Source organism: Bradyrhizobium sp. LeoA1Lang (genome assembly GCF_055413685.1).
On record NZ_JBVAPG010000024.1, the window covers coordinates 21,805 to 34,867 of the forward strand.

At 62.4% G+C, this 13,063-nt stretch carries 12 protein-coding genes; 10 read left to right on the top strand and 2 right to left on the bottom strand.

Annotated features, from left to right (window positions below; all coding sequences use genetic code 11):
* Positions 1-250: 250 nt before the first annotated feature.
* The 9 genes from ACZYOF_RS11270 (at position 251) to ACZYOF_RS11310 (ending at position 10,956) form a co-directional block, all read left to right on the top strand.
* Positions 251-1,645: a cytochrome B6 gene (locus ACZYOF_RS11270; RefSeq protein WP_463715795.1), complete on the top strand. Its 1,395-nt coding sequence runs from the start codon at positions 251-253 to the stop codon at positions 1,643-1,645.
* A 56-nt stretch (positions 1,646-1,701) separates the two neighbouring features.
* Positions 1,702-2,343 (top strand): DUF4142 domain-containing protein, encoded by a 642-nt coding sequence (locus ACZYOF_RS11275; protein ID WP_463715796.1) that lies wholly within the window; start codon positions 1,702-1,704, stop codon positions 2,341-2,343.
* A gap of 496 nt (positions 2,344-2,839) precedes the next feature.
* Positions 2,840-3,238, top strand: coding sequence for a nucleoside diphosphate kinase regulator (rnk, locus tag ACZYOF_RS11280; RefSeq protein ID WP_394567224.1), 399 nt, complete (start codon positions 2,840-2,842; stop codon positions 3,236-3,238).
* 215 nt (positions 3,239-3,453) lie between these two features.
* Entirely contained in the window at positions 3,454-3,639 is a 186-nt protein-coding gene (locus tag ACZYOF_RS11285; protein ID WP_130225404.1) for a hypothetical protein, read from the top strand.
* 281 nt (positions 3,640-3,920) lie between these two features.
* Positions 3,921-4,211 carry a hypothetical protein gene (locus tag ACZYOF_RS11290; RefSeq protein WP_130577919.1) on the top strand — a complete coding sequence of 97 codons (291 nt, stop codon included), beginning with the start codon at positions 3,921-3,923 and terminating at the stop codon, positions 4,209-4,211.
* 167 nt (positions 4,212-4,378) lie between these two features.
* Complete coding sequence (locus ACZYOF_RS11295; RefSeq protein WP_463715797.1) at positions 4,379-5,182, top strand: MBL fold metallo-hydrolase; 804 nt, start codon at positions 4,379-4,381, stop codon at positions 5,180-5,182.
* A gap of 218 nt (positions 5,183-5,400) precedes the next feature.
* On the top strand, positions 5,401-7,671 hold the full coding sequence (locus ACZYOF_RS11300; protein ID WP_463715798.1) for a spermidine synthase: 2,271 nt from the start codon (positions 5,401-5,403) through the stop codon (positions 7,669-7,671).
* Positions 7,672-7,764: 93 nt separating this feature from the next.
* On the top strand, positions 7,765-9,630 hold the full coding sequence (htpG, locus tag ACZYOF_RS11305; RefSeq protein WP_463715799.1) for a molecular chaperone HtpG: 1,866 nt from the start codon (positions 7,765-7,767) through the stop codon (positions 9,628-9,630).
* A gap of 171 nt (positions 9,631-9,801) precedes the next feature.
* A complete protein-coding gene (locus ACZYOF_RS11310; RefSeq protein WP_463715800.1) occupies positions 9,802-10,956 on the top strand; it encodes a DUF3095 domain-containing protein in 1,155 nt (384 codons plus the stop codon).
* A gap of 4 nt (positions 10,957-10,960) precedes the next feature.
* On the opposite strand, the gene ACZYOF_RS11315 is transcribed toward ACZYOF_RS11310, so the two are convergent.
* Both ACZYOF_RS11315 and ACZYOF_RS11320 read right to left on the bottom strand, forming a co-directional pair.
* Complete coding sequence (locus ACZYOF_RS11315; protein WP_463715801.1) at positions 10,961-11,401, bottom strand: DUF2147 domain-containing protein; 441 nt, start codon at positions 11,399-11,401, stop codon at positions 10,961-10,963.
* A gap of 190 nt (positions 11,402-11,591) precedes the next feature.
* A complete protein-coding gene (locus ACZYOF_RS11320; RefSeq protein ID WP_130577925.1) occupies positions 11,592-12,119 on the bottom strand; it encodes a GNAT family N-acetyltransferase in 528 nt (175 codons plus the stop codon).
* A gap of 275 nt (positions 12,120-12,394) precedes the next feature.
* On the opposite strand from ACZYOF_RS11320, the gene ACZYOF_RS11325 reads away from it, so the two are divergent.
* Positions 12,395-12,991, top strand: coding sequence for a superoxide dismutase (locus tag ACZYOF_RS11325; protein ID WP_130225396.1), 597 nt, complete (start codon positions 12,395-12,397; stop codon positions 12,989-12,991).
* Positions 12,992-13,063 lie beyond the last annotated feature (72 nt).

The window sequence follows — 13,063 nt, forward strand, 5'->3', positions numbered from 1 at the left end:
CCGTTTTCGATTGTCAAGCTGCACCGACGGCAACGCGTGCTGCGTTGGAGCAAACGTGAGTTGGTGGAGTGGCTGGATTGTCAACTAATGCCAACGCGATCAACCAACCCGGCCATCGCGTGCGCCCCCATCACGGAATGATCAAACTCGAGGAATGTAGGAACGAAGCAGATTCGACCGCGTTGCGCTCCGCATCTGCGTAGGTCCTGCATCGGCACTTCTGGTGCGTGCTCCGAACCGGAGGTCGCTCATGTCGAAATACCCGAAAACTGCGGCCGCATTGGCCGTAGCGAGCTTTATTGCAGTCGCTGCATTGGCCGATCCACTGCCCCCAGACGCGACCTACAGGCCGCTTCCGACGCAGCCGCTTGATGTGGTGAAGGCGCTCGATGAGGCGCAGAAACCGCAGGTCATGCAGCGCCAGCAGGCCTTGTTGGAGCAGCGCTATGACCTCTCCAACCGGCCGATCGACAATGCGATGATGTCGGGCGGGCGAAAGCCCGTGCAGGACGGAGTGCGCGTCAGGCTGGCGACAGGAGTAACCTGGGACAGTCTGTCGGCGATGAGTCCGGACGAGATAAGGCAGCGCGGATTGCTGCCGGCCGGTTTCATGCCGCTGCCGCATGTCAAGCAGGCGACCGGCGGCCAGGTTTTCCCGAACCAGCAGATCGACGAAATCAACCGGCAGGAATCGCGCAACATCAGGCGCTTCGACATCGATTTCGATCTCCCCGACCAGTTCACGCCGGAGTTTCCGCCGCCGATCTTTCTCACCACCCATCCGGAACTGGGCGATGTCTCGCACGGCCAGCTCCTGACGATAAAGAACTACTATCAACTGATGATCGGCATCATCACGCCCGTGCAGATGGAGGGACTGCGCCTGTTGCTGACACCGTTCCCGCAGGAAGAGTTCAACCAGACAGAAGATCGCAAGAGCGCAGACCAAAGCCTTGGCGTCACCTGTCTCGATTGCCATGCGAATTTCCACACCAATGCGGCCTTCCACCAGACACCTGACGTGCGTCCGCAGGCGGCTCGCTTCCGCCTCGATACGGTCAGCCTCCGCGGCATGTTCAACCAGCAAATTCATGGCTCGAAACGGTCGCTGCGCTCGATCGAGGACTTCACGCAGTTCGAGCAGCGGACGGCCTATTTCAACGGCGATCACGTCAGCGCGCAGCGGAAGGGCGTGAACCTGCCCGACCGATTTGATCAGGTCCCGATGATGGCGCAGATGCAGAACATCATCGATTTCCCGCCTGCGCCAAAGCTCGACCCGCTGGGGCGGCTCGATCCCAGCAAGGCGACGCAACAGGAACTCGCGGGAGAGCAGGTGTTCCTGGGCAAGGGGCAATGCGCGCAATGTCACATGCCGCAGACGTCGTTCCTCGACAACAACATGCACGACCTGAAGCTTGAGCGCTTCTACAATGTCGGTCAGACGGTCAATGGTCTCGTCACATTGCCTGATGGACCAATCAAGACCTTCACGTTGCGCGGCATCAAGGACTCGCCGCCCTATATGCACGACGGGCGGTTGCTGACGCTTGCCGACACGGTCGAGTTCTTCAACCTGGTGCTCGGCTTGAAGCTGACGCAGGAGGAGAAGGATTCGCTGGTGGCGTACATGCTGACGCTGTGATGCCAGTCGGGTGCCGGCGGTTGTCGTCCCGCTGAGTCGCAGAAGGAGATTGAGTGATGCGTCTTCTCACGCTCGTAACGATCGCAATTGCATTTGTTTCTCCGGCGGCTTTCGGTCAGTCGACCAATCCCGCGAGTCCCGCGCCGGGTAATCCCGGCGGCGTGCCGCCTGGCACGAGACAATCTGCACCTGGGATGCCGGCGCCACGCCAAACCAATCAGCCGGATCGCACCTTCATTCACGCCGCCGCAGTCGGAGGATTGGCTGAGGTGGAGTTGGGCAGGCTCGCGGCGCAGAGAGCAACGAGCCGCACGGTCAGGGAATTCGCGGAGCGCATGGTCCGCGACCACAGCGCTGCCAACGACAGGCTGGGAACGCTCGCAAACACGAACGGGATTGCGCTGCCTGATAAATTCGACGAGGAACACAAGGCCATGCGCGCCAAGCTGGAGCAGTCGAGCGACGCGCAATTCGATCGTGCCTACATCGAGGGGCAAATTATCGAGCATCAGAAGACAGCCCAGCTTCTGGAATACGAGATCGGTTCAGGTGAGAACGCCGAACTGAAGAATTTTGCATCCGACCTCTTGCCGACTGTGCTGGATCATTTGCGGATGGCACAAACGATTTCCGCTGAGATGGCACATCAAGCCGCAACAGAGATGCCGCGAAAGGAGATGCCGCGCGAACGGCGCTAGCGACACTGGGATCGGAAAGTTACCTGTGGGGTTTCGATCCCTGCAACGGTACGCAATTTCGCGTCGTTACGCGAGGTGCGCGCTTTCGCCGCAATGGCGACGGTGCCATGTGGGGCTATGCTGCGTGCATTATGACATACGTTGTCGACATCGATCCGCGCATCGCGCGCTTCTGTCTGCACGCCGGCCGCCTGCACGCAGGCACTTAGCCGGACGGCCGATCGAGCCGTCCGGGTTCTGTTCTCATCGATATCTCGAGTTCGTGGCTTCCGTGCAGGAGCCCGATTTACTTTGAACAGAAGGAACGTGCCGTGCCGCCCCCGTCAAAGACCGTCCACACCGCATCCGATGATCGCCGCCTCGAGCCCACGCGCGAAAGCGTGAGACAAGCCGAGTCGAATGTCGTGCCATTGTTCCGTGCGCCTGCGGCTACAAAAGATGATCCCGTCGACGACGACCCAGGGCCAACGGCTGCCTGAACGCCAAGGTGACAGCAATGAGCAAGAAGACCGAACCCGATCTGCCGCCGATCCTGGTGACAACGGAGGAGAAGCAGCGGTTGAGCGGGCTTGCCAACTCCAGCATGGAGCTTTTTCCGCGCGTGGCCTATTTCCTTGCGGGCGAGATGGAGCGCGCGAGCATCGCTCCTGACGACGCCGATTTGCGAGACGTGGTCCGCATGGGCTCCGAGGTCCGCTATCGTGACGACAGCACCGGCGAGGCGAGGGAGGTGGTGCTGGTCTATCCGCACGAAGCCGACATCTCGCGCAAGCGCATTTCGGTGCTGACTCCGGTCGGCGCCGCGCTGATCGGCCTGTCAGTCGGCCAGACCATCGAATTTCAAACGCCGGATCGCCGAACGCGAGCGCTGACCGTGTTGCGGGTTTCGCATTGAGCAGGAGCTTTGCGACCATGCGCGACCGTGTGTTTGAGCAAGCCGGGCTGATCGTGATCTGCATCACCATCGGGCTGATCGGGCTCGTCGGCGCTCTGGCTTACCTCGCGCGGCTGTTCATGTGAGTCCGGTGGCTGTTTGAGCCTGGTGGCCGGGTTCGATCCCTGCAACGGAACGCGTTATAATCGCGCGTCGCTTAAGGCGAGGCGCTTGTCATGACACAGTGGTACTTCGTCTGGATCGAAGGTCCGCGCGGGCCTGTGCCACAAAAGTGGTCCACGGAGGGACTTTGGGGGCAGGTCACCCGTCAGGATGTGATCGTGCGCTTTACGCTGACGGAACGCGAAGCGGCGCTATCGCTCGACGAATTGGCGAGGTTGCATCCTGTTCCCGAGGAGTGAACCTTGGGGAACTCGCGAATTTAATGCGAGCGCGGGGTTGAATAGGCGAGCTCGGACCCAATGTCCCGGACTTCACGTTCGTTGAAGCGCGGTCGAAACGGATCGTATTTGGCGAAGAGCCGGCGACAGGATGGCAATTCGAAGAAAATCATCCAGCGACGGCACAAGTGAAGCTCCAGCGCGTCGTCGTGTTGGCGGGATGACGTCCCGCAAATGCAGGCGGCCGCCTGCGGCTTAGGCCGTTGCGCGGTGCAACCCTCCAATCCAGAGGAGCGAGGAACATGAGACTGAACTCATCCCAGGTCGAGCGGGCCTTGAGCCAATTCGATGCCCACTGCCTTCCCGACGATCACCCGGCGGTCGCCCAGTTGAACCGCTTGTTCGGTGATCACACCTACTTCCTTGACACCAACGGGCTCAACGTTCTCGAGCCCAGCGAATCAGCGGAGACGGACACGCAGATCGGCAAGATCGTGAACCTCGCCCATTGGAGCGACGACACCCTGACGAATTTGATGCCGCACGAGCCTGAACCGACCGGCGTCATCGTCAGTCTTGGCTCCAAGCACTGATCGTTCCTGATTGACCATCGTGAAAGCCCGCCTCTGGCGGGCTTTTGTTTTGCAGCCCTTGTCACGGTGCTTTTGGGGCAGCCGTGTACACGCAGCGGAAGCCGATATAGACGAGATCGAACCGCCGCATTGCATGCTATCTTGCGCCTCCAAATGGAGTGACCCTCATGCCAATCTGGACCTGCGAACAATGCGGTGCGCAGTTTTCCGAGAGCGCCAGTTCGCCGCCGTCCTGCCGGATCTGCGAGGACGAGCGGCAGTTCGTGAACTGGAACGGGCAAGTCTGGCTCAGCCGCGAGGAACTGGCCAAGCGCTATCGTGTCGTCTGGCGCGACGATCTTGGGCTCGTTGGCATCGCGGTCGAGCCGCTCTTGGCGATCGGCCAGCGTGCGTTGCTGGTGCCGGATGGCGACGGCCTTGTGATGTGGGACTGCATCCCGCTCGCAACGCGAGAGGCGATCGACTACGTCAAGTCGCGCGGCGGGCTGAAAGCGATCGCGGTATCGCATCCGCATTTTTATGGAGCGGTGGCCGACTGGAGCGAGGCGTTCGGCAATGCACCGGTCTATCTACATGGCGACGATGCGCCATGGATCACGCGGCCGCATGCGTCGATCATGCCGTGGCGAGGCGAGGAGCTCGCGATTTCGGACGATCTTCGGCTGGTCCGCGCCGGCGGGCATTTTGCTGGCGCGAGCGTATTGCATTGGCGCACGGGCGCGGATGGCCGCGGCGCACTCCTGACCGGCGATGTGGCGCAGGTGGCGATGGATCGCCGTCACGTCAGCTTCATGTACTCCTATCCGAACTACACGCCGCTGAACGCGGTGGCAGTGCGCCGCATCGCGGAGGCGATCGCGCCGCTTGCGTTCGATCGCATTTACGGCGGCTGGTGGGGACGAAATATCGAGCACGACGCGAAGGCGGCGTTCGATGCGTCGGTCGCGCGGTATCTCGATGCCATATCTTAAAGCCCCGTAGAGCATGAATCGCGCGAAGGTGGTGTTCCATTGACGTGGTCTTTGATCACGTTAACGCCTTCTTAGAGCATCATCCGGAAAACTGTGACCCAGTTTCCGAAAAGATCATGCTTAGACAAAGAGATAAGACCATGGTCCGACCAGCCTGATCGGATCATGATCTGAGCACGCTTCTCCTTGGCGTGCACGCGTAAATTGTGGGGGCGTCAGTGTCGCTGTTGGAAAATCCTCCGGAACGAACGTTGCAGGCGCTCGGGCGCGATGTGGCCGAGACGCACGTTGCGCCGGCGCTTTACGCGACAACGCTGTTTGTTTCGGCGCTGCTGTTGTTCTCGATCCAACCGATGTTCGCCAAGATGGTACTGCCGAAACTCGGCGGCGCACCCGCGGTGTGGTCGGTCGCGATGGTGTTCTTTCAGACCGTCCTCCTCGCAGGCTATGCCTACGCGCATCTGCTCGGCCGCGCCTTGCCGCCGCGTCGGGCCGCCTTAGCCCATCTTGCGCTCATCGCCGTCACGGCACTCACGCTGCCGATCGCGATCGCGTCCGGCTGGGGCGCGCCTCCGGCCACCGGCATCGCGTTCTGGCTGTTCGGGCTGTTCGCTGCCTCGATCGGTTTGCCATTCTTCACATTGTCGGCGAGCGCGCCGCTGCTGCAAAGCTGGTTCGCCGCGAGCGGGCATCGGCAGGCCGGCAATCCCTACGTGCTCTATGCGGCCTCCAATCTCGGCTCGTTCGCGGCGCTGCTGGCCTATCCCGCGCTGCTGGAGCCGATGTTGACGCTGAAGATGCAAACGGCCGCCTGGTCGGTTGGGTTTGCGCTTCTTGCGCTGCTTATGGCCGCGGTGGCGCTGTCGGCCGGGCGCGGTGCGCCCGTCGCGGCCTCTGTTGTTCATCCGGGTGATGTTGCCGGAGTGACTGTTGCCGACCGTGCGCGCTGGATCGTGCTGGCGGCGATTCCGTCCGGGCTGGTGATCGCCGTGACGGCGCATCTGACGACCGATGTCGCGGCCGCACCGTTCCTCTGGGTGATTCCGCTCGCGCTCTATCTGCTCACCTTTGTTGCGGTGTTCCGCGAGCGGCCGTGGATCGCGCATTCAACGGTGGTGCGGCTGGTGCCGTTCGCAGTGATACCGCTCGCGGTCAACCTGATCGGCAACAGCAGCGCCTTTTGGGCGGTTGCGATTGTGCTCAACCTAGTTGCGTTCACGCTGCTGACGTTGCTGTGTCACGGCGAGCTCTATGCGCGCCGGCCCCATGCCCAGCGGCTGACGGAATTCTTCCTTTGTACGTCGTTCGGCGGTGTCATCGGCGGTGCCTTCGCTGGCCTGTTCGCGCCGCACATTTTCTCCGGTAATACAGAATATCCGATCCTGACCCTGCTGGCGCTGCTCGCCATTCCCGGCGCTTTTGCCGGCGGGCTGCGCAAGGCCTTGGTCGAAGCGTTGCCATGGTTGCTCGCGAGCGCGGCGCTGGGGATGATCTGGTACTTCGTGAGCTCCCAACGTCCGGCCGCGCTCGATCTGCCGATCCAAATAGGGCTGAACCTGCTGGCGGTCGTCATGCTGTTCCAACGACACAGGCCGACGAGGTTCTTCGGTCTTGCCGTGCTCGGTTTCATGTTGACCGCATTCTGGCGGCCAGGATTTGTGCCGGTCGAAACCGCGCGCAGCTTTTTCGGCGTGCATAAGGTGGTGGAGATCAACGACGGCAAGTTCCGGCTGCTCTCTCACGGCAGCACCATTCACGGCGCGCAGCGCCTGCGCAATGAGGATGGAACACCGGTCCAGGGAAAACCAGTCCCGCAAATGTACTATAATCCAGGTGGGCCGTATGCCGAAGCCATAGAGTCGGCGCGTGCCGCCCGCGGCGGATTCGACCGGGTTGCCGTCGTTGGTCTTGGCACCGGCACCCTTGCCTGCCACCAGAAACAAAAAGAACGATGGACTTTCTTCGAGATCGATCCGGAAGTTATTCGCATCGCGCGTGATCCGGCCCGCTTCGAGTTCTTGTCGCGCTGCGCGCCTGATGCCGAGATCGTGCTTGGTGGTGCTCGTCTGACGCTTGCAGCCTCGCCCGACCGCTACGACCTGATCGTGCTGGACGCCTTCTCCTCGGATGCCATTCCTGCCCATCTTCTGACGCGCGAGGCTTTCTCCGCCTATCTCTCCAAGCTCACGCCGCATGGCGTGATTATCGTCCATATCACCAACCGGCATCTCGACCTTGCGCCTGAACTCGCCAACATCGCGCAGTCACAGGGGCTCGAAGCCTATTTTAAGCAGGATACCAGCGCCGATGATTTCGCGACGACGCTGAAAGCCAAGGTGCGCCTGGTGGTGCTGGCTCGCCAGCCGACGGATCTCGGCCGTATCTCCGAAGGCTGGACCCATTTGGAGCCGGACCCCTCGAGTGCGCTCTGGACGGACGATTATTCCAATATAATTGGCGCGATGCTACGGAAGAAGTTCGGCAGCTGATCCGTTCGGCGGTCGAGAGGAAGCGGCGAGACTTGATCCGTTAAATCATCACGCTATATCGACGTTTTCCCTTATCCTTGATCGGGCGAACGTATGACGAATAGCGATACCACCCCTGAATCCCAGCCGTTCCAGGCCGAGGTTGCCGAGCTCCTGCACCTGATGGTGCACTCGGTCTATTCGGAGACCGATATCTTCCTGCGCGAATTGATCTCGAACGCTTCCGATGCCTGCGACAAGCTGCGTTATGAGGCGATTGCCGCGCCGGAGCTGATCGCCGACGGCGCGCCGCCGAAGATCTGGATCAGGCCGGACAAGAAGGCCGATACGTTGTCTGTGATCGACAGCGGCATCGGCATGGACCGGCAGGAGCTGATCGACAATCTCGGCACCATCGCGCGCTCCGGTACCAAGTCGTTCCTCGCGCGGCTTGCTGAGGCCAGGGACGGCACCAACCTGATCGGTCAGTTCGGCGTCGGCTTCTATGCCGCCTTCATGGTTGCCGACAGGATTATCGTGATCAGCCGCCGCGCCGGAAGCGACCAGGCCTGGACTTGGACCTCGTCGGGCGGCAGCGGCTTCGAGATCGCGCCCGCCAGTGAGGAGGATGCCAAACGCGTCACCCGCGGCACCGAGATCGTGCTGCATTTGAAGAAGGACGCCGCGAAATATCTCGAGACCTATGAGATCGAGCGCATCGTCCGCGCCTATTCGGATAACATCCAGTTCCCGATCGAGCTGGTGCCGGAGGAGGGGGAGCCAAGCCAGATCAATTCCGCGAGCGCGCTGTGGCAGCGGTCGAAATCGGAACTCTCGGCGGAGGATTACAGCGAAGCCTATAAATCGATCGCCGGCGCCTTCGACGAGCCCGCGATGACGCTGCATTATCGCGCCGAGGGCCGGCAGTCCTATGCCGTGCTGCTGTTTGCGCCGTCGACAAAACCGTTCGACCTGTTCGAGCCAGCGCGCAAGGGCAGGGTGAAGCTCTATGTCCGCCGCGTCTTCATCGCCGACGATGCCGATCTTCTGCCCGCGTATCTGCGCTTCATCCGCGGCGTGATCGACAGCGAGGATCTTCCGCTCAACATCTCGCGCGAGATGCTGCAGAACAACCCGCAGCTCACGCAAATCCGCAATGCCGTAACCGGCCGCGTCATCGGCGAACTCGAGCGATTGGCGGATAAGGAGCCGGACGCGTTCGCCAAGATCTGGGATGCGTTCGGCCCGGTCCTCAAGGAGGGCCTGTGGGAGGATTACGAGCGGCGCGAGAAGCTGCTGGGCCTGTCGCGCTTCACGACCACTGCGGGCGAGAACCGCTCGCTCAAGCAATATGTCGAGGCTCTCAGGCCGAACCAGACCGACATCTATTATCTCACCGGCGAAAGCATCGAGCGGTTGAAGTCGAACCCGAAGTTGGAGGCCGCGCAAGCACGCGGCGTCGAGGTGCTCTTGCTCACCGATCCCGTGGATGCGTTCTGGACTTCGGCGCCGATCGATTTCGGCGGCAAGCCGCTGAAGTCGCTGAGCCAGGGCGACGTCGATTTCAGCCTGATCCCGCCTGTGGACGACAAGACCGACGAGAAAAAGGACGAGCCGGCCGCGGATGAAGCCACGACGATCGCCGCGATCAAGGAAGCGCTCGGCGAGCGCGTCGCCGACGTCCGCGCCTCGCAGCGGTTGACCTCGAGCGCTTCGTGCCTCGTCGGCGGCGGCCGCGACCGCATGCTGGAGCGCCTCCTCGCGCAACAAAACCGCGGTTCGGTGACCAAGCCGATCCTCGAAGTCAATCTGCGCCATCCTTTGGTCGCCGCGATCGCGCGTGAAAAGGATGCGGCGAGGGATTTGTCGCTGCTCCTGCTCGAGCAGGCCCAGATCCTCGAGGGCGAGCTGCCGGAGGACCCGGCCGCCTTTGCCGGCCGTCTCAACCAGCTCGTGCTGCGCGGATTGGCAAGGGCCTAGCACTCGGTCCGTAGCCCGGATGAAGCGAAGCGTAATCCGGGGAGACAGACGCACCCGCCGTCCCGGATTACGCTGCGCTTCATCCGGGCTACGGGTCTGCATCGGGGCTACGCGCAACCGATCCCAAGACCGCCCGTATCTGCTAGACAGACGCCGAAAGCGGAGCGGTCCATGGCGACGGCAGGCGGCAGCGAGATCTTCTACGGCGGCATTCCGGTGTTCCGCGGCTTTGCGCGCCTGATGGAGCCGTCGCTGTATTCGCCTTTGCCCGACGATTGGAGCATCGGCGTCGCCGACATCGTGGAATCGACCAGGGCGATCGCCGCAAAGCGCTACAAGGCGGTCAACATGGCGGGCGCGGCTGTCATCGCCGGCGTTACCAATGCACTCGGTGGGCGCGAATTCCCCTTCGTGTTCGGCGGCGACGGAGCGAGCTTTGCGGTCGCGCCCGCCGATCTCGACGCCGCGCGCGAGGCGCTGGCGGCGACCGCGACCTGGGTGAAGGACGATCTCGATCTCATCATGCGTGTGGCGCTTGTGCCGATCGAGGCAGTCCGTGTGCAGGGCCTTGACGTGCGCGTCGCGCGCTTCGGGCCGTCGGCCAATCTTTCCTACGCGATGTTCTCCGGCGGCGGGCTTGGCTTCGCGGAAGGTGCGATGAAGCGGGGTGAATTTGCCGTCGCGCCGGCGTCGCCGGGCACGCAGCCCGATCTCAGCGGACTCTCCTGCCGCTTCGAGGAGATCCCTTCCGCGCGCGGCGTGATCCTGTCCGTGCTGGTGATGCCGGCGAAGGGCGGCGATCCGCATGCCTTCCGCAAGGTGATCGAGGAGGTCATCGCGCTCGCCGAACAGAGCCCGGATGCTGGCCGTCCGGTGCCGTCGGGCGGGCCGGCGCTGCGCTGGCCGCCGCAGGGCCTCGACTTCGAGGCGCGTACCAAGCGCGGCGGTCCGCTGTTCGCGCGGCGCGTCCTGGTGCTCGCCGTCACGCTATGCGTCTACACCATCATGCGTTTCGGCATTTCGGTCGGCAAATTCGTGCCGAAGGACTATGTGCGGCAGGTGGTCGAGAATTCCGACTTCCGCAAATATGACGACGGCTTGCGGATGATCCTCGACTGCAGCGAGGAACTGGCGCAGGCGCTCGCCGGACGTCTCGCGCAGGCCTCGGCCAACGGCGTCGTGAATTATGGCCTGCACCGGCAGGATGCCGCGATGATGACCTGCTTCACCCCGTCGGCGATGCGCAGCGACCACGTGCATTTCATCGACGGCGCCCGCGGCGGCTACGCCTCCGCCGCGTCAGCCATGAAGGCGATGCAGATCTGAAGATTTAGCGTCCGACCCGCGTCCAGCTTTCGCCGCCGCAGAGCGCGCCGACGCAGCCCTCGACCCGTAGCGTGTCGGGGCCGGCGAGCGAAATGCTGCTCGCATAGGTGCCGCCGTCGTCGGCGTTGTAGATTTGGCCCGTCCACTTGCCGCCGGCCGGCCGCATGCCCGAGAACAGCGGCAGCCCGATGATCGGACGGGTGGTGAGCGACGGATTCGGGTTCTTGTTGTCGACCTGCGGCCTGCCGGTCGCGGGATCGATCGGCTCACGCAGGGAGACGATCACGCCGCAAATCCCGCCGCCGCATTTGCTGACCTTGACGCGGGCGTCGCCCGCCTGCGTCTGCCAGGTGCCGGATGGATCGGCCGCGTTTTGCGCGCGCGCCGTCGGTGCGGCCAGTAATACCGCCAGCATCGCTGCGATGAGAGCTGATCTGCAAGCCATGATTCGTTCCCCAAAAAGCACGCCTGCATAGCAACAAATCGGCTTTGTGCAATCTCACTTCCGCGCGTCGGCGCGCGATCATTTGCCCCAGTGATGCGCATGCGTCACTGGGTGGCCGCCCTGAAGATTGCCGGAAGATGATGTCCGGCATCTTACGGACGGCGCAAGCCACGCGCACCTCATGCAGGGATCACCACGGCAGGCCGCACAGGTCGATGGTCCCCGTATCAGGCGCGCGCTTGATGTCGAATACGAACGGCGTCATCGCCTCAAAGCGGACGCGTCCGCCCGGCTGCTCGCAATAGAGCTCGCCGGTGAAGGGCCTCCAGCCACGCGCCTGGTAGAACGCGAAATTGTGCGGCTCGCAGAACAACAGCATGAAGCGCGCCGCCTCATTGGCGCGCACGGTCTCGACCGCGGCGTTGAGCGCGATCGAGGCATAGCCGCGGCGCCGGCAGTCCTCGCGGGTGGCAACCCCGCCGATGCCGGCGATATGGATCTGGTGCCCGTTCCAGATGATGGTGCGGAAATAGATGCCGACGTGGCAACCGACGCCGCCCTCAGGCGCGTCGATCAAGACGCGCAGGTCGGCACTAGCCCACTTGATATGGCCCCACGGCAATTTCGCGATCGCGTCGGGCGGCCAGACCGCCCGAAACAGCGGCTCGACCGTCTTCCAGGAAGCATCGCCGTTGAGGATTTCGATCTCGATGCTCACTTGAGTGCGTCCTTGAGTGGGTCCTTGCATTCCATTGGCGCGATCTTACTCGCACAAACGGGAAAACGCACCTGGGCCCGCGCCCCGCCGCTCGGAGTCGATCTTAAGCATTTCATTCCCAACAATATTTTGGAGTTGGTTCGTTGCGCTGACGTTTTTGCAGATCGCCTGCACGGTCTGCATGCCTGCGCCGAAAATGCGGTGTTTAACTGTGATGGAACCTTCTATAAGAGGTCTCCGTTAGTGTCGTCTCCCCTCATGTTGGACATCACACCATGACTTTCACGCTACCCGACCTCCCCTACGCCCACGACGCCCTGGCGCCCTACATGTCGAAGGAAACGCTGGAGTACCATCACGACAAGCATCATCAGGCTTACGTGACCAACGGCAACAACGCGATCAAAGGGACCGAATTCGAGGGCAAGTCCCTCGAGGAGATCGTGAAGGGCTCGTACAACAAGAACGCGGCCGTCTTCAACAATGCCGGCCAGCACTACAACCACATTCACTTCTGGAAGTGGATGAAGCCGAATGGCGGCGGCAGCAAGCTGCCGGGCCGTCTCGAGAAGAAGATCAACGAGGACCTCGGCGGCTTCGAGAAGTTCAAGGCCGATTTCGCCGCCGCCGGTGTCGGCCAGTTCGGCTCTGGCTGGGCCTGGCTGCAGGTCAAGGGTGGCAAGCTCGAGATCTCCAAGACGCCGAACGGCGAGAACCCGCTGGTCCATGGCGCGGTGCCGATCCTGGGCGTCGACGTCTGGGAGCACTCCTACTACATCGACTACCGTAACCGCCGTCCCGACTATCTGAAAGCGTTCGTCGACAACCTCGTGAACTGGGACTACGTCGACGAGCTGTTCGGCAAGGTGTGATCTTCTAATAGTCAATCATGCACGACGTCTCGACCCTCCCCTGAAAGGGAGGGTCGGTTCGTATGTAGCCGA